Origin of the sequence: Lagierella sp. ICN-221743 (assembly GCF_037890055.1) — a bacterium.
GTDB lineage: Bacteria > Bacillota > Clostridia > Tissierellales > Peptoniphilaceae > Mediannikoviicoccus.
Genome location: NZ_JBBKBD010000001.1, coordinates 117,487 through 134,739 on the forward strand (window position 1 = coordinate 117,487; position 17,253 = coordinate 134,739).

Sequence of the window (17,253 nt, forward strand, 5' to 3'; positions counted from 1 at the left end):
CCTAAAAATCTATATCTAAATCAGCCATGCTCTCCGTTAGCATGTCGTAATTGAAATCATCGTCGTCATTGTAAGATTGCCATCTATCCTTGTCCCAAATTTCAACCCTGGAAGATACGCCAATAATTATCGCTTCCTTTTCTAAAGAAGCATACTGTCTCAAGTTTCCAGGTAAAAGCACTCTTCCCATCTTATCAAGTGAAACGTCAATCGCTCCTGCATAAAATAGTCTTGCTATACCCCTTGCATCTTTTCTCGAAAGTCTAAGCGCCTTTATCTTCTTATCCATTTCAATCCATTCATCTTCAGGGAAAACAAATAGACAGCCATCCATCCCCTTAGTGATATAAAAAGTGTTTCCAAGTTCTTCACGAAACTTTGAAGGCATAGTTATACGTCCCTTTGTATCTAGATTGTGTTGATATTCACCTATGAACATATTCCTTCCTCCTAAAAATTAAACACTTTTACCCACTTTCTGCCACTTAATATTATAATACCCTATATTGCTGATAATCTCAATAGTTTTTAAAGAAATATCTCAATAAATTTGATGAAATAATTAGTTTTAAAGTAGATAAAACCAAAGTTTATTAAAAAAATATTAAAAAGTGGGAAATTGTGTTTGATTTTAATGGAAATTTATAAAATGGAAATAAAAAAGAGACTGGTTTTAATTCCAATCTCTTAAACTTAAATTTATTATTTTGATTTAAAAAAACTTGCCAGGGATGATATTAAAGTTGTAATAAGCCCTCCCACAGGAAAAATTATCCAGCTGTATTGCCAATTGTTGGTTTTAAAACTGTAGTAAAAGTAGATTATAACAATACTTAACCAAAGTATTCCTATTATGGGACCTACAACTTTATTTCTACTTTTAGACTCAACAGTGAAATCACCTATCTGTTGAAGCTGTTCATAAGTTTCTTTTATAATAGAAGTTTTTACAATTAAATTAACACCAAGGGAAACTATAAAAAGTAGTAGCGCCACTGCAGAAAATAAATTGAATGGATCAGGATCATCCTTTATTCCTACAACTAAAACCGGTATTGCACTAACGATACAAAGAGTAATACCTATAACCATGCGCTTAACAAACTCCGGTTGATATCTACTTTCCATTTCCTTTGCCATATTTGCCACACCATATTCCGTTTCAAAGTATTCCCTTTCTAAAAATTCATACTTTTCTAAGCTCAGTCCAGAAATTATAAATAATGCAATGGCAATAGCTGCAACTATTATTAAACTTATAACTCCAATTGTAATAGCCATGTTTTCGGACATTGAAAATTTCTTACCTTCCACTGCGCCCAATAAAAATATTAAAATCGAAGGTGAAATTATAAGGAGAGATACCCCTAAACTTATTTTCTTAGAAGCCTCCTGTCTTAAATCAATAAACTCATTCGCATCTTCCATAGTCACTCTTATGTTGTCATTTTCATAATCGACATCACCAGTGTACTCAACCTCTTCCATTTCATCCTTAATTAAATAATCAACAGAAACAGAAAAAATCTTACTCATCTCGATGATCCTATTTAATTCAGGAGTCGCCCCCGAACTTTCCCATTTCGAAACAGACTGCCTCGAAACATTTAACATCTCCGCCAGTTCCTCTTGAGACCAGCCATTTTTCTTTCTAAGATAAATTATCTTGTCTGCTAATATCATACTTACCTCCTTTTGATTAAAGTGTATGAAAAACCTTAGTTACAATCTATAAACTTAGGTTGGTAATTTGTCAACTCTCTGTTTACAAAACACTTTTCCACGGTTGCAATATTGAAATTTAAACGTTTTAAAAATTAAATTATTTATCGTTATCATTAAAATAATATCCAAATAATTATTTTTTTGCAAAGAAAAAGAGCCTGCACGGCTCTTCTGTGGTTTATTTATTTTACGTCAAAAATCAAACTAACAAATATAAGTTATAGGCACAGGCATAGACACCTGCATGCATAAATTTATCTCGATCAATATAACCTTTTTCTAATTCCCATAAATTTGTTTTATAATCTGCTTCAATTATATCTTCATTTTCAGCTAAACAGAGTTCTACTTGCTCATCAGTTTTATTTCCCCTATTTTTAGAAAAGTCTCTTATTACTGCTTCTCTAAATTCTTCATATGTAGGCATATCGATGTCTTTCATTTTAATCCTCCTTAGTTTCTTTATTTATTCAAAATTAATTATTAAATTATCGTTATTTATTTTTGGTATAACCCATGAACAATATTTATCCCACTTTAAAGTATTTTCCCTTGAATTAAATACCTTTTCAAACTCTTCTGATTTTTCAGCGGGGATTTTCCATCCAAACAATTCATCAATTATCATATCATTGAATGGGATATCATTACATTCTCCAAAATCTAAGAAAAAAACAAACCCATTTCTTTCCGCTTCTTTCTGAACAAGTTTGAAGAATCCTATAAATTTTTTATCTTCCTTTGTTCTCAGACCTAACATTGTTAACCTCCTATAGATAAATAAAGAATCATCATCTTATCTTCTTTTATAATCTTATTTAAATATTTATATCAACATATACAGATTATAGCTGCAGGCATAAACTCCTGCGTGCATAAATTTATTGCGTTCAATATCTCCTCTTTTAAATTCCCATTTATTTAGACCATATCAATCTTCAATTACATCTTCATTTTTAGCTAAAAATTCTCTTACTTCTTCGTCTGTTCTATTACCTCTGTTTTCAGAGAAATCTTTAATAACTGCTTCTCTAAACTCTTCATATGTAGGCATGTTATTGTCTTTCATTTTAGTCCTCCTTAGTTTTTTATTTCTTTAAATTTTCTATTGAGTTTGCTTTTTAAATATTATATAAATATTTCAAATTGCACTCTTTTTTCTTCCATAATTCTATCTTTTGCTCTCGTGTAGGCTCAACTGTTTCCGGTATGGATTCCTTATCTATACAAAACCTTTTTATCAAATAGGCCTTTACTGTCATATTCTTATTTATAAGATATACATTAATCTCTTCTGGAAAATCTTTAAATTCACATTCTATAGCTGATTCTAAAAATCCTATTCCTATATCAGATATATCCACTATATTGTCATCATCGTCTTCTTTGCTATTATAATCATAGTAATGTCTTCCTAAATTTGGTAATACGTCTGAATAGTAATATTCTGTTTCATTTCCAACATTAAAATCTAAAATGAAAATTGTTCCTGGGTCTGTTGGGTAATGGTCATTTAACATCCATGAATTTACTAGAATCTTTTTAATCATTTTCTCTACCCTTTTATTAAATTTCTGTAGTACGTTTTTTCTTCCAAAGTTCTATAATTTGTTCATCTGTAGGCTCTATCATTTCTGGTACGGGCTCTTTATCTATACAAAATCTTTTTATCAAATAGTCCTTTACTGTCATGTTTTCATTTACAAGGTATACGTTTAATTCTTCTGGAAAATCTTTAAATTCATGTACAATAGCCGAGTCTAAAAAACCAACCCCTAAAGTGGATATGTCTACTAATTTTCCATCTTCAGTAGTGTTTGTATGATAATCGTAATAATGCTTTCCTAGTTTTGGTAAAGAGCCAAAATATCCATAAAAGGTATCCCTGTTTGTGTTAAAATCTAGAATAAAAACATCACCTGGGTCAATTGGATCATCATCACTAAGCATCCAAGAACTTACTAGAATTTTTTAATCATTTTGTCTACTCCTTTATTAAATTTCTGTAGTACGTTTTTTCTTCCATAGTTCATCTAACTGCTCACCTGTGCGTTCAGTAACTTTTGGTATGGGTTCTTTGTCTATGCAAAATCTTTTTATCAAGTAATCCTTTACCGTCATTTTTTCATTAACTAGATATACGTTAATCTCCTCTGGAAAATCTTTAAATTCACATTCAATAGCTGAGTCTAAAAATCCTATTCCTATATCAGATATGTCCACTATATTATCATCATCGTCTTCTTTAGTATGGTAATCGTAATAATGTTTACCTAAATTTGGTAATACGCCATAATAGTAATATTCTGTTTCATCGCCAATATTAAAATCTAGAATAAATATTGTTCCTGGGTCTGTTGGGTCATGGTCATTCAACATCCATGAATTCACTAGAATCTTTTTAATCATAGTCTCACTCTTTTCTTTTTTTATTTGGGAATAACTTACTTCTACTGGGATAACGAAAAATAATTATAGAAATTTAAATCGTTTTCAAAATACTGAATCATATGGAACGTTGAAGTCTTATTAGAACATATTAATCACTCCTTGTTTTTAAGCGATATTACATCATAATCTTCTTTTTTGTTTTTGTCAACACTCTATTTAATTTGCAGAATAAAAAAAGCACCTAATATATTAGTGCTTAGTCTTTTTTTTCTAATTGGTGTAACATAACTTTTATAAGTTTCTCATTAAAATAAAAAAGCCTCAAATAGCCTAATCAGCTACCTGAGGTTTGGTGCGGGAAAGAGGACTTGAACCCCCACGTCAATGACACTAGATCCTAAGTCTAGCGCGTCTGCCAATTCCGCCATTCCCGCATATATGGGGTGGGTGATGGGATTCGAACCCACGACCTTCAGAGCCACAATCTGACGCCCTAACCAGCTAGGCCACACCCACCAGATGAGTACCTAGTTATAATACCATGTTTGAAACTAAGTGTCAAGCATTTTCGGTATTATTTATATCGTGCTATAAAATCCATCAACATCACAACTATTAGTATACACTAATGAAAAAAATTTGCAAGCTTTTTTGAAACATTTTTTACATAAATTTAAAGGATCTAGAAATTCTAGACCCTTTATCTTAGTTTTCGTTATCTTCATTTTGTGGAGGTTGTTCTTGTTGTTGAGGTTGTTCTTGTTGTTGAGGTTGTGGAGGTTGTGGAGGTTGTGTTGGTTTTGTTCCTCCTCGGTTGTTATTGTTGTTGTTATTGTTGTTATTTCTATTATTGTCAGAATCTTCTTTATCGTCTTCATCTTCCTTTTCAGGTTCTACCGTCTTAAAGATATTCCAGTCTCTAGGGTAAATTCCACTTGTACCTGGATCGTAAGGTATTGGCCTTACTAGTTTTAGTCCTGTACTTGTGAATTGATGCACTTTACAATAACTTGTTGGTTGTGTGCCTTCAACAAATATTTCGTCTTTAACAACTCCTCTATGGTCAGCGTAGCATGCCTTGGTTGGTTTTCCATCTCCAATTGTGCACACTGTCATATGAACAATTCCATCTGGTTCAACGAACTTAGAAGATTCTTTTCCTTCTAATACTTTTTTATTTACTGCTCTCCAAAGTCTTACAGCCTGTCCTCCATTTTGTGAAAGCTTTAGTTGTTGATTGTCAAATCCAATCCATGAACCAATTGTATAATGTGTTGAAAATCCTACAAACCAAACATCTTGGTTTTCTTGTGTTGTACCTGTCTTACCTGCCAGGTCATTGTTAGGATCATATGCCACATTACCATATGGTACTGTAAGAACATCTTTCATTATATCTGTAATTACATATGCTAATTGAGGACTTATTACTTGTCTTCTTTCGCTTGGATCTTCTAATATTACATTGCCCTTTGAGTCTTCTATCTTTGTAAATGATAGCGGTTCAATATATTGACCATGGTTTGCAATTGCAGCATATGCACCTGTTAAGTCTAGGTTTGTAACACCGTAAGTCATAGCTCCCAGTGCCATTGCTGATGCATTCTCGTCATTTATTTGAGGATTTTCGCTGGCTGATACATAGTCATCTTTAGTTGGGTCATTTTTGTTTATAAGTCCAAACTTTTCCCAGTATTCCTTTGATTTGTCTATTCCTACATCTTCAACGGTTTTAACCGCCGTAACGTTTATAGAGTCCCTTAGAGCTTCTCTAAGTGAAACAAGTCCCTTGTAGTATCCATATACGTTCTTAGGCCATAGTTCTCCCTTGTAGTAAGTAGGTGTATCATCTATTGGTGTTGCGGCTGTATAGCCATTGTCTAGGGCTGGAATGTATACTGATACTGGCTTAATTGATGAACCAGGTTGTCTTGGTACATCTGTTGCTCTATTTAGTATCATTCTACCCTTTTGATTTCTACCACCAACAACTGCTTTAATTTGTCCTGTTTTGTGGTCAATTACAACTATTGACCCTTGAGGTTGTGGTATTCCTTCTTTATCAATGCTAAAGTAATCGCTATTGAAGATTAGGTTTCCACTATCGTCTATTGTGTATAAGTCTTGGTTTTTATCTAGTAATTTTTTAGATAAAAGTATTCCATTTTCTGTTTGTTTAACTTCATCTTTTTCTACTACAGCTTTACCTGATGCAGATACCATATGGGTTACTAAGTTATTTTCATCATTAACTGTAAAGTAGTCCTTTGGATCAAGGAAGTTTCCATACACACCCATCTTTGTGGATTTAATCAGCACACTACCATCGGAGTTTGCTTCATATTCTTGTGGTGTGAGTGCAATTGTGTCTTCCCCGTTAAATAGATTTTCTTGTCTAAAGAAAACTATTTTACCATTTAAATTTGTAATATTACCTTGTCCATCTGCTGACCAGTTTAAAAATGCAGGTCTTCTCTTGCTTCCAGAGTTTTGCAAAACAACGGATGAAAAGTTTGAAAATATCTCTTCAATTTGGTTTTGCATTTCCATATCTATTGCAGAATAAACTCTAAGACCACCATTGTAGTATTTCGCAATGGCTTCGTCTTTAGTGTAGTTTAGTTCTGTTTGTAATTTTTCTATAACTTGTTTTGTAATTAAGTCTGAGTAATAGGAAGATATAACTTGTTTTGTAGAGTTTCTTCCTGGATTTAACGCCGCCGCTATGTCTTCTTTTGTTGCTTCGTCATATTCCTCTTGACTTATATAGCCTTGATCAAGCATGTTTTTTAATGCATGTCTTTGTCTATCCATTGCAGAGTCGTTGTACACAACTTTGTATACAGTTCCATTAAGTTCGATGTCTCCCTTTACAATGTCACCTTCAACAACCTTTTCAGGTAAAATTGTTCTGTATAGTGCATAGTTTGAAGGACTCTTAACTATTGATGCAATTGCTGCACATTCTGCAAGTGTTAAATCCTTTACATCTTTTGAAAAATATGTTTTACTTGCCGCTTGAACTCCATATGCATTTTGTCCAAGGAATACTGTGTTCATATATTTTTCGAGTATACCTTCTCTGCCCAAAGATTCTGTTAACTGAATTGCAAGATAAGCTTCTTTTATCTTTCTTTCAATTCTCTGTTCAGAGTTTAAATAAATATTTCTAGATAATTGTTGTGCTAGAGTTGAAGCACCTCTTAGGTTTGATGATTTTAAATTATCATAAACAGAGCTTATTATACCCTTTGGGTCAACTCCATTATGTTCATAAAATCTTTCGTCTTCAATTGCTATAAATGCATTAATCAAGTTTTTAGGAATTTGATCGTATGTAATCAACTCTCTAAACTCACTGGTTTGAATTGTCTCTATCTTATTTCCCGATGAATCTAAAATTTCTGAAGTTTGGGAAAGAAGTTCGTCTATTTGGCTAGGCTCTACATGAGGTGTGTTTTCAAGTACACCTACTATGGAAACCCCTAAGGCCCCACACATTAGAGTAAATACGACTAAAAATAATATAACAATTAATTTAATGGTTTTTACAAAGCCAGACTGTATAGTATCTTTCATAGTAACCTCCATCTTTTTATCTACTCTATTATAACATAGTAGTAAATATTTTTAAATTTATCATGATTTCTCAATTTTACTTCAAACTGATATAATTACTAGTATAGTTAATTTTTTGGAGATGAGTTTATGTACAAATCGGTTTTAAAAGCGGAAAGCTGTGAAATCACAATAAAAAAGTCTATTTTTATAGCAAATCTTTCGCCGGTTTCTAATGAAGAAGAGGCTGAAAGTTTTATAAGTAAAATAAAAGATGCGCATCCCCAAGCAAAACACAATTGCTACGCATACATAATCGGCGAGGATAGACTTACACAAAAGTACTCAGATGATGGCGAGCCACAAGGAACTGCGGGCATTCCAATACTGGATATTTTGAGAAAAAAAGAACTTACCGATGTGGTTGTAGTTGTAACAAGATATTTCGGTGGAATTCTTCTTGGCGCTTCTGGACTTGTTAGGGCCTACTCAGAAAGCTGCAACGAAGTAACTCAAATCGCAAAGGATATTATAAAAAAAGAATTCCTAGATATTGCCATAAAAATTGATTATAATAATTTAGGTAAATTTTTAAATTACTGTGAAGATAAAAAACTTTTAATCCACACAAAAGACTTTTTAGAGATGGTAAATGTACATGTGTATGTACCTAAAGAGAATTACGATTCCTTTAGTAGCGATGTTATGAATATTACATCTGGGAAAGCTTTAATGGAAGTTTTAGATGAGATATTGATTGATACCATCGGTGATAAGTTATATATATATAGGAGGTAGTATGGATTATCTTAAGCTTGAAAAAGATTTATGTGAATGGATAGAAAACTATGTATCGTCCACTGGGTGCAAAGGTGTGGTATATGGTTTAAGTGGCGGTTTGGATTCCTCAGTGGTGGGAGTACTTTCAAATAAAATTTTTAAAGAAAATGCTTTAGGGCTTATTATGCCCATAGAAAAAAAGGGTTCAGACTTTGACGATGCAATGAAGCTAAAGGAAAAATTTAATCTAAATGTAGAAGTATTAGATTTAACCAGTGCATACAATGAATTAAAAAGTATATGTATCCCAAGTACAAACACCTTAGCATATTCAAATATAAAGCCAAGACTAAGGATGACGACTTTGTACTATCATGCACAGGTAAATAATTTTTTAGTTATTGGTACCTCAAATCTATCTGAATACACAATTGGATATAGCACAAAGTATGGCGATTATGGAGTGGACTTCTCTCCTATTGCAGACATAACTAAAACTGAAATTTTTGAGTTTGCAAAATATTTAGATATTCCAAACTCAATTATTGAAAAGAAACCTTCTGCAGGACTTTGGGAAGGACAAAGCGATGAAGATGAACTTGGTTTTTCTTACGAAGAACTAGATAAGTATATTCTTGAAGGCGTAGGCGAAAAAGAAACTGTTGATAAAATTAAAAGACTAATAAAAATAAACAGTCATAAGAAGCACATGCCAGAAATTTTTAAATTAAATAGAGGTGATTATTAAATGTCAGGACATAATAAATGGAGTAAAATTAAAAACAAAAAAGGTAGCGAAGACAAAAGAAGGGGTAAAATCTTTACCAAGCTTACAAGAGAGATAATTGTTGCTGCCAAAGAAGGTGGAGCAGACCCTGATTACAATTCAAGTTTAAAGACTGCCATTGAAAAGGCAAAGGCTGAAAACATGCCTAATGACAATATTGAAAGGGCAATAAAAAAAGCTTCTGGATCAAATGAACAAGATAACTACGAAGAAATTATATATGAAGGATATGGCCCAAGTGGAGTAGCTGTAATCGTGTCATGCTTAACGGACAATAGAAATCGTACAGCTCCTGAAGTGCGTCATGCCTTTGATAAGTTTGGTGGAAACCTTGGAACTACAGGATCAGTAATGTTCACCTTCCAAAAGGTTGGACTTCTACAAATTTCAAAAGATAATGTTGATGAAGAAGAGCTTATGATGACTTCAATTGACTCTGGAGCTAGCGACTTTAGAGAAGACGACGATGTCTTTGAAGTATTAACGGAAGTAGAAAACTTTTCGAAAGTTAGAGATACCCTATCTGATGCAGGATATAGTTTCGAGTTTTGTGATTTAACATATCTTCCAAATACTGAAGTTTCTTTAACTGAAGAAGGAGATATTAAAAATTTAGTAAAATTAATTGACACTCTTGAAGACAACGACGATGTGCAAGATGTATATCACAACTGGAATGTGCCTGAAGATTTAGAGGTGTAGTATGGAGTTTAATATAAATCCTGTAGCCTTTAGCATATTTGGAATAGACATTATGTGGTATGCCATACTTATAACTACGGGAATTATTCTAGGACTTTACTTTGTAAGTAAACTTGCAGTTACTAAAGGCTTAGACAAGGAAATGCCATCTGACCTACTACTATGGGTACTTATTCCAGCAATATTAGGTGCAAGACTCTACTATGTAATCTTTAGTTGGGACTATTATAGCAAAAATCCTTCTGAGATAATTATGATTAGAAACGGTGGCCTCGCCATTTACGGAGGACTGCTTACAGCTTTTCTAATCACATATATCTATTCAAAGAAAAAAAATATCCCTTTCTTAACAATATTAGATATCTTTGCTCCAGGAATTGCTCTTGGACAAGCCATTGGACGTTGGGGAAACTTTATAAATAAGGAAGCTTATGGTAGAGCCACAGACCTTCCTTGGGCAATCATTATAGATGGACAAAAAGTTCATCCAACATTTTTATATGAATCATTAGGTGACTTTATAATTTTTATACTTCTCTACAATCTTTGCAAAAAAAACCGTAATGAAAATGGTACAATAATTTCACTGTACTTTATACTCTATGGAATTTTAAGATTTTTTGTAGAGGGACTTCGTACCGACAGCTTATATTTATTAGGCATGAGAGTTTCTCAATTAGTAAGCCTTGCGCTTGTTGCCATTGGAGTCATAATTTGTATTAAGAATAAAAAAATGAACAGCAAATAGAAAAAGGACTTTGTATTTCTACAAAGTCCCTTATTTTATTCTGTTTTAATTAGTTTTGTGCCTGTTCCATTAACAAAGTAACCCTTCCAAAGGTCCGCGTTACTTCCCACGGGCCAGTCTATTTTTATGAGTCTCTTATTATAGTCTTTTGGAAGATCTAATTTCATAATTGGTTCATTAGATGTAATATTATAGAATATTAAATTTTCTTCTGTTAGGACCACATAGAAATTCTTTTCCGGTGAATAGGATATATCAATAAGACCCGGGAACTGCTTCTTTAGGTCATCCCATTTCTTATCCAAACTTTGTTCCTTTATTATATTGTTATCCATAGGCAAGTTTAAATCTATATCTTTATAAGTGGATTCACCATTACCACCTGTAACTAAACTGGTTTTAAATTGCCATGAGCCATTCTTTCTAACTAAACCAAGATTAAAGTAGTCGGTCATAATCCTAATTGAATTTTGGAGTTTCGACTTTTCTTTTTCCTTATTGATTATCTCCTTAATAAGTTTCACACCTTCATCACCTGCAATGTCTTCAATATCTAAAGGTGGATCTTCATTAAATGAGTTTATATGTCTAATCCTATAATCAATTTGGTTTTCGTTTACAGGGTTTCTTAAAATTATACTGTATAAGTTACTGGACATGTAGGTCAATTCAAAAGGCGTTGATGATTTATAGATTTCATATAGATAAACCCCTTCATCTTTTGAACCAATTTCCGCGAGGTCAAGCCTTCCAGAATACTTTCCATTCTCCCAGTCTTCAGTATAATTCACTGTATTAAAAGTGTTTTTTCTAACCAGAAATATATCATCCATTTCATAGGCATACTTTGATTTTAAATTACCTTCAGAGTTATTATAATAAAGGTAATAGGTTTTGTATGATGTATCAAAGTGGCCATCAATTTCCCTTTGTAGCTTTAATGATACTGTAGCTCCAACAATCCCATTATACGCTTCCCTTGTAGGAATTTGTCCATTTTCATATTTTTTTACAATGTCCTTTGAAACTTTGTCTGATGTCTTTGTTAAAAAATATGTGAATTGATTAGATTCTAAAAATATTCTATCATCATCAAGTTTTACAATCTCTTGATAAAAACCTTCTGTGTCAGAAACTATAACAACCTGCAACAACTCGTCATCTGTTATGCTCTTAGGGTCAATATTAGTTTGGTTTTTAAAGTATGAGTCCCTACTAACAAGTTTTGATTCATACTGTGGATTTATGGAAAATCTATTTCCAAATTCAAATATTTCATTGGATATATATAGATTTGTTATTTCTATATAGGATATGTCAGCGTTGTTTATCTTTTTCGACTCTTCGACTTCCCAAGTCCCCTCTAGCATCAGGTCATTTACTTCCGGTGCAACTATTGCAGAGTTTGCGTCATACTCTTCTAGTTTTACACACGATGTAAGAGTTAGTAAGAAGATAATTAAAATATAAATTCTCTTTGTCTTTATCATTCTTCTACCCCCTTAGGAATTGCAATCTTAATGGTTGTACCTTCTCCAAGCTTTGATGAAATCATCATTTCGCCTTTGTGAAGTTTTACAATCTCTTCACATATGGACAGGCCAAGACCTGTGTGGGAGTTACTGTTCTTGCCCTTGTAGAACTTTCCCGTTATAAGAGATATCTCTTCGTGGTCAATCCCAACACCTGTGTCGATTACTTCAAAGAAAATATTTTTTTCATCCTCAGATATATTTAGTATTACAACTCCACCAGATTCAGTAAATTTTAAGGCATTATCCAATAAATTTATTAAAACCTGTCTTATTCTGTTTGGGTCTATCATGCCCATTATATGATTTGGATCAAAGTTTATAATTAAATCAATACCCAGGGACTTTGCTCTCGGTGTGAGTTGCCTTTTTATTTCAAGACAAAGTTCTGTAAAGTCTGTCATTTCCTTTTCTAATTTAATTCTATTTGAGGTAAATCTTGAAAAATCCAATAACTTTTCAACCATTCGGGCAAGTCTACTACTTTCGTTTTCAATTATTCCAAGTCCCTCTGTTACAAGTTCTGTGTCCGTAGGGTCCACAAGCAATGTCATGGCCCAACCACTTATTGATGTTAGTGGCGTTCGAAGTTCATGTGATACGGAAGAAATAAAATCATTTTTTAATTTTTCTTTCTCTTTAATATTGTCGGTCATATAGTTTAGAGTATTTGCCAGTGCATCAATCTCTTTGAACTTTGAGCCTTCAACAACCGTATTAAACTGTCCCTCCGCAAGTTTTTCTGCAGATTTTGTAAGCTTATAAATTGGCCTAGTCAAGTTATTTGCAACTAGTAGAGAAAGCCCAGCTGTGGATATTAACACCAAAAGACCAAAAGCAAGGAAAATAAAAACACGATTATTTATCTTTGCATTAACCGGCTCCAGAGAAGTTATAAATCTTATTACACCAATTTGCCCTTCCTTCGTTTTAATCGGCACCGAAACTCCCATGACTGTGTCATTTGAGTATGGCATCTTTCCAATGTACTGCCCCATACCGCCTTCAACTGCCTTGTCGATGTCAATGTAACTCTTTAGTGACTTCCCAACCATATTAGTTCCAAGGCTGTCATATATAACAGTCTTCGAATTATTTAGTATTTGAACTTGTGGATTTAAAGATCTAAAATATCTATCCGCATCATCAATTATTAAATTTTCAATATTACCTTCGATTAAGTTAGACTTGTACTTATCCAGTGTATATAGTATCTCATTTTTTAAATTATCATTAATTACAGAGTAGTAGTAATATCTCACAAAATAAATCGAAAAGATTTCAAAAACTATTACCGTAATTAAAATAATAAGAACGAATGAAGAAACTATTCTCCTTTTAATCGTAGCTTTCAAAACTAATCCTTCTTCCAACGATATCCTGTGCCCCAAACAGTTTCAAGGTATTCGGGCTTCCCAGGATTATCTTCTATTTTTGATCTAAGCCTTCTAATATTTACATCAACAATTTTTGTTTCACCTAGATAGTCCGATCCCCAGTTCTTGTCCAGAAGTTCTGATCTTGAAAAGGCACGTCCAGGATTTTCTATGAATAGTGTAATTATAGATAACTCTGTAGGAGTTAAATCCACAAACACTCCATTCTTCTTCAATGTCTTTGCATTTAAGTCAAGTTCAAAAGGTCCTCTTGTTATAATTGAAGTGTTGGAGTCTTTTAACCTTCTAATTAATGACTTTATTCTTAAAATTAGCTCCTTGGGATTAAATGGCTTTGCCAAGTAGTCATCCGCTCCCTTTTCAAGGCCAAATATTTTATCATCCTCTTGTGTCTTTGCAGTGAGCATAATGATACCAGTGTTTGGAATACTCTTTCGTAAAATACTACATACTTCATAGCCGTCAATACCTGGAAGCATAATGTCTAAAATAACTACCGTTGGATTTTCCCTTTCAGCTATTTCTACACCTTTTTCTCCAGTTTCCGCCTCTAAGACTTCAAAGCCTTCTCTTTCTAGGTTGATTCTTGTAAATTTTCTAATATTTTCTTCATCTTCAACCAGCAAAATTTTTTCGTTCAATTTTTCCTCCCATCATATTTTTCAATGATATCTATAACTTTTTCTTTAATATCATCATTGAAATCAACATAGGTCTTATACTTGTTTCTCAAATTAATCAATTGAAGTTTAATTTCCTTCTTTGGATAAAGTTTTTCCAAAACAATTCCGTAAAAGACAATTTGTATAAAATAATTTGCTATCAAACTTTCGTTATTTAGACTGGAAAATTTGTAGTCAGTTACTATAATTGTATCATCTTTTTCCACAATATTGTCTATAATACCTCTAAAAATAAAGTTTTTATATCTGTAGACAAAATTTATTTCCCTAAGGCCTTCAAAATATTCTTCATCCAAATCATCTAATATATTTAGTAGAAGCTCTCTTAGTATTCCTTCATTTGAATCAAATAAAAATTCTTCTTTGACCTTTTGAAAAGTTTCTTCAAAATCGCCTTCGTAAATCTGTACAAATCTATGTACCAATTTCCCCAATATATTACTTGAAATATTTAAATCAAAATTTACTGAATTATCATAGACTTTTCCAACTTCATTCTTCATATTATAGTTTTGCATTATCTCGGATATGTTTAGTTTGATGGTCTTTTTATCTTCTATTTCTAAATTTTCTAAATATGGAAAGTTTTTTTCAGGATTTTCGTAATTGTTTTCCCTTTCAATTGGCAAAACATCTTTATATTCCCCTTCATCTAAAAAGTTTTCTTCGAAGTTTTCAACAACTATCTTATCCAAAACAGATTTGTAACCAGAACTTGCTCCCGACATTCCAAGAAGTAACCCTTCCTTGGCTCTAGTCATTGCAACATAATAAATATTGTCATTTTCTTTTTCTTCTGTTGCTTTTTTTAAGTCCTTATTTAAATTAAAGTTGTAGCCAACTCCCAAATAATTTACACCAATGCCATTTTCCTTTGAGAAATTGATAATATTTTTGTCGCTAGCCGTTTTACTTCCAAGGTTTGGTACAATTACTTGATTGAATCCTAAACCCTTTGAGCCATGTATGGTCATTAGTTTTATTACATCAGACTTTTCGTCTTCCACCTGCTGTTGACTCAAGGTAGAATATTTTTCTTCCATGGTATAGAAGAACTCGTCAAAGGTTTCAAGGTTCTCATCGGAAAGCCTTGAAAGTAGAATCATTTTATAGAGATTACCCTGTGCTTGAAAGTCCCTATTTTCAAAGTTATAGATTTCAAAAATCTTAAAACTCCTGTAGATTTCTTCAACAATCCTTCTATTTGATGAAAGATTTAAATTTTTTATTGCAACAATCTTTTCGTGTATTTCATTTACTGCATTTTGAATTTCTTCATTCCCATTTTTATAAAATTCTAAAATTTCTTCATCACTATATGAATAAAGTTTTGAATTTAAAATGTAGTAGTAGGAAATATTATTACCTTCATTTTTTATGAGCTTTAAAATAGAAATTAAAAGATTTATTTCCTCTGTGGTGAAAAATCCAGGCGAGTCAAATGTATAATAATCTAAACCTTGCTCCTTAAATTTATTTTCAAAATCTGAAATCTTACTCCTTGATCTAAATAAAAGTGTAAAGTTCCCTAGGCTTTCTTCTTTCAAGCTTTTAATTATGAACTTAGATATTAAATTTGTCTCCAGGTCCTTAGGCGATTTGTTATCTCCAAAAATTATATTAAATCTTTGTCCCCCATTGTCTTTACTAAAGCTTAATGGATTATATCTTTCTTCCATTAGTTTTGAGTAAATTATATTTACAGGTTCAATTATTCCTCTGTCAGACCTAAAGTTCATATCGAAATTAATTAACTCTCCACCAGAATTTACAATGTCTTCCAATGTTTCGCTAAACACATTTATATTAGCTCCTCTAAAGCCATAGATGGACTGTTTTGGGTCCCCTACAATAAATAGATTTCCTCTGTCTAAAACATTGTTAACAGAACATATTTCATAGAAGAGTTTTCTCTGTAGATCGTTTGAGTCTTGGTATTCATCGACCATTAAATACCTTATATCACTTTGAATTTTCTCTTTAACCGAAGGAATTTGCATAAGCTCAATACTCATTTGCAAGATATCGTTAAACTCAAACCTGCCAAGTTTTTTCTTTTCCTGCATCATCTTTGTCTTTAAGTCGTCACAAAGTTTTAAGATTTTTATATTCAATTCCATATTTTTATATTCAATATACTGACGCTCTAAATCACCTGTGACCTTTAAGTCGTTGTACTTCGGTGACGAATATCCATAGAGATGAGAAAAATATTTTGATAATGTGTAATCATCATCTTCATTTAAAAGCTTTTCTAAAGTACCTTCTTCAAACAAAAACTTTCTAAATTTATCCGCAAACTTTGAGTTTTCTTCAAATGCCAATATGGATTTACAAATATCTTCGCGAACAGATTTTTTATTTAACTTCTCTGAACTTTTTAAGGCCTCTTTTATAAAGTAAGATGGCCTTTCAGTAGTCTGATCAATGGCATTATAAATATTTTTTATATCTTCCCTAACTTGATCCGAGTCCCGCCTTCCAGTCTTATTTAATATTTCATGAATTATTCCCTTGTATTCATCGGACTTTAACAATTCATTTAATGTGTTATTTAAGAGACTATAACTTTCTCTGTCTTCCATAACTTTAAAACTTGGGTCGATATCTAAAAAGTAAGAGTTCTCCTTTACAATTTTCCCGCAAAAACTATCTATTGTGGAAATATTTGGATCATTTAAATCACCTGCAAGTTGTTGAAGTTTTTCATCCTCTGAGTTTTCAACAAGCTCTCTAACACGTTGTTTCATTTCACTTGCGGCCTTTTTTGTAAAGGTTATGGCAACGACAGAACTTACTTCGCCCCTGTCACCAAAGTCTCCATTTTTTAAAAGATTCACATATCGTCTTGTCAAGACTTCAGTCTTACCAGTACCTGCTCCAGCGTTTATGGCAAGGTTTCTATCAATAGTCTCTATTGCCTTTAATTGTTCATCTCTAAGTTTCATTT

General features: G+C 32.5%; 17 protein-coding genes and 2 tRNA genes. 4 read left to right on the forward strand and 15 right to left on the reverse strand.

Annotation, left to right across the window (positions count from 1 at the left end):
- Nucleotide 1 precedes the first annotated feature (1 nt).
- The 11 genes from mraZ to WKS98_RS00630 form a co-directional block, all read right to left on the reverse strand.
- Nucleotides 2–439, reverse strand: coding sequence for a division/cell wall cluster transcriptional repressor MraZ (gene mraZ, locus WKS98_RS00580; protein ID WP_498915997.1), 438 nt, complete (start codon nucleotides 437–439; stop codon nucleotides 2–4).
- Between the two features lie 263 nt (nucleotides 440–702).
- The gene (locus tag WKS98_RS00585) at nucleotides 703–1,683 is read right to left on the reverse strand and encodes a helix-turn-helix domain-containing protein (protein ID WP_498915999.1); all 981 of its coding nucleotides are present in this window, start codon (nucleotides 1,681–1,683) and stop codon (nucleotides 703–705) included.
- Nucleotides 1,684–1,924: 241 nt separating this feature from the next.
- The gene (locus tag WKS98_RS00590; RefSeq protein WP_498916000.1) at nucleotides 1,925–2,167 is read right to left on the reverse strand and encodes a hypothetical protein; all 243 of its coding nucleotides are present in this window, start codon (nucleotides 2,165–2,167) and stop codon (nucleotides 1,925–1,927) included.
- 24 nt (nucleotides 2,168–2,191) lie between these two features.
- On the reverse strand, nucleotides 2,192–2,485 hold the full coding sequence (locus WKS98_RS00595) for a hypothetical protein (RefSeq protein WP_498916002.1): 294 nt from the start codon (nucleotides 2,483–2,485) through the stop codon (nucleotides 2,192–2,194).
- A gap of 171 nt (nucleotides 2,486–2,656) precedes the next feature.
- On the reverse strand, nucleotides 2,657–2,794 hold the full coding sequence (locus WKS98_RS00600) for a hypothetical protein (RefSeq protein WP_498916004.1): 138 nt from the start codon (nucleotides 2,792–2,794) through the stop codon (nucleotides 2,657–2,659).
- A gap of 52 nt (nucleotides 2,795–2,846) precedes the next feature.
- Entirely contained in the window at nucleotides 2,847–3,275 is a 429-nt protein-coding gene (locus tag WKS98_RS00605) for a hypothetical protein (RefSeq protein WP_498916006.1), read from the reverse strand.
- Between the two features lie 16 nt (nucleotides 3,276–3,291).
- A complete protein-coding gene (locus tag WKS98_RS00610; RefSeq protein ID WP_498916007.1) occupies nucleotides 3,292–3,675 on the reverse strand; it encodes a hypothetical protein in 384 nt (127 codons plus the stop codon).
- 45 nt (nucleotides 3,676–3,720) lie between these two features.
- Nucleotides 3,721–4,116, reverse strand: a complete 396-nt coding sequence (locus WKS98_RS00615; RefSeq protein ID WP_498916009.1) for a hypothetical protein — start codon at nucleotides 4,114–4,116, stop codon at nucleotides 3,721–3,723.
- A 350-nt stretch (nucleotides 4,117–4,466) separates the two neighbouring features.
- Nucleotides 4,467–4,550: transfer RNA gene (locus WKS98_RS00620), tRNA-Leu, on the reverse strand.
- Nucleotides 4,551–4,555: 5 nt separating this feature from the next.
- Nucleotides 4,556–4,632: transfer RNA gene (locus tag WKS98_RS00625), tRNA-His, on the reverse strand.
- Nucleotides 4,633–4,821: 189 nt separating this feature from the next.
- Complete coding sequence (locus WKS98_RS00630; protein ID WP_498916011.1) at nucleotides 4,822–7,695, reverse strand: penicillin-binding protein 1A; 2,874 nt, start codon at nucleotides 7,693–7,695, stop codon at nucleotides 4,822–4,824.
- 129 nt (nucleotides 7,696–7,824) lie between these two features.
- On the opposite strand from WKS98_RS00630, the gene WKS98_RS00635 reads away from it, so the two are divergent.
- Genes WKS98_RS00635 through lgt form a run of 4 tightly spaced genes read left to right on the forward strand, consistent with a single transcriptional unit; the run spans nucleotide 7,825 to nucleotide 10,691 of the window.
- Entirely contained in the window at nucleotides 7,825–8,472 is a 648-nt protein-coding gene (locus WKS98_RS00635; RefSeq protein WP_498916013.1) for a YigZ family protein, read from the forward strand.
- A 1-nt stretch (nucleotide 8,473) separates the two neighbouring features.
- On the forward strand, nucleotides 8,474–9,202 hold the full coding sequence (nadE, locus tag WKS98_RS00640; RefSeq protein WP_498916014.1) for an NAD(+) synthase: 729 nt from the start codon (nucleotides 8,474–8,476) through the stop codon (nucleotides 9,200–9,202).
- Nucleotides 9,203–9,943 (forward strand): YebC/PmpR family DNA-binding transcriptional regulator, encoded by a 741-nt coding sequence (locus tag WKS98_RS00645; RefSeq protein WP_498916016.1) that lies wholly within the window; start codon nucleotides 9,203–9,205, stop codon nucleotides 9,941–9,943. It begins immediately after the preceding gene.
- Between the two features lies 1 nt (nucleotide 9,944).
- Nucleotides 9,945–10,691 (forward strand): prolipoprotein diacylglyceryl transferase, encoded by a 747-nt coding sequence (gene lgt / locus WKS98_RS00650; RefSeq protein ID WP_498916018.1) that lies wholly within the window; start codon nucleotides 9,945–9,947, stop codon nucleotides 10,689–10,691.
- Nucleotides 10,692–10,726: 35 nt separating this feature from the next.
- On the opposite strand, the gene WKS98_RS00655 is transcribed toward lgt, so the two are convergent.
- Genes WKS98_RS00655 through WKS98_RS00670 form a run of 4 tightly spaced genes read right to left on the reverse strand, consistent with a single transcriptional unit; the run spans nucleotide 10,727 to nucleotide 17,251 of the window.
- Nucleotides 10,727–12,181: a hypothetical protein gene (locus tag WKS98_RS00655; protein ID WP_498916020.1), complete on the reverse strand. Its 1,455-nt coding sequence runs from the start codon at nucleotides 12,179–12,181 to the stop codon at nucleotides 10,727–10,729.
- Nucleotides 12,178–13,578 (reverse strand): sensor histidine kinase, encoded by a 1,401-nt coding sequence (locus tag WKS98_RS00660; protein ID WP_498916022.1) that lies wholly within the window; start codon nucleotides 13,576–13,578, stop codon nucleotides 12,178–12,180. Before WKS98_RS00660 ends, WKS98_RS00655 begins: the two co-directional genes overlap by 4 nt.
- 2 nt (nucleotides 13,579–13,580) lie before the next feature.
- Entirely contained in the window at nucleotides 13,581–14,261 is a 681-nt protein-coding gene (locus WKS98_RS00665; RefSeq protein ID WP_498916024.1) for a response regulator transcription factor, read from the reverse strand.
- A complete protein-coding gene (locus WKS98_RS00670; RefSeq protein WP_498916026.1) occupies nucleotides 14,258–17,251 on the reverse strand; it encodes a UvrD-helicase domain-containing protein in 2,994 nt (997 codons plus the stop codon). The genes WKS98_RS00665 and WKS98_RS00670 overlap by 4 nt, the downstream gene beginning before the upstream one ends.
- Nucleotides 17,252–17,253: the final 2 nt, after the last annotated feature.